Origin of the sequence: Pseudomonas sp. 65/3-MNA-CIBAN-0223, assembly GCF_040310425.1 — a bacterium.
Taxonomy (GTDB): domain Bacteria; phylum Pseudomonadota; class Gammaproteobacteria; order Pseudomonadales; family Pseudomonadaceae; genus Aquipseudomonas; species Aquipseudomonas gregormendelii.
In genome coordinates this window covers 1-256 of sequence record NZ_JBEOPV010000233.1, presented here as the reverse complement: position 1 = coordinate 256, position 256 = coordinate 1, and the positions used below count along the sequence as shown (strand labels likewise).

The 256-nt window shown below is 45.3% G+C and carries 1 protein-coding gene; it reads right to left on the bottom strand.

Annotated elements, in window-relative coordinates:
- A partial coding sequence (locus AAEZ09_RS28705) for an aminotransferase class III-fold pyridoxal phosphate-dependent enzyme (protein ID WP_350601732.1) occupies positions 1–256 on the bottom strand: 256 nt, incomplete at both ends.

The following is a 256-nucleotide window of genomic DNA, read 5'->3' as shown; positions in this document are numbered from 1 at the left end:
CATTAAGGTACGACCATGCCAGCCACCAACGAAAGAGATGACACCCGGACGACCAGTTTTTGCACGAGCAATTTTGATACAGTTTTCAACCGCTTCTGCGCCAGTGGTTAAAAAGAACGCTTTTTTCTCACCGCTGATAGGGGCTTTTTCGCAAAGCTTTTCGGCAAGATCGACATAGCATTCATAGTTAATCATTTGTGCCGCAGTATGGGTAAACTTATCAAGTTGCTCATGGACACGCTGAGTGATTTTCGGA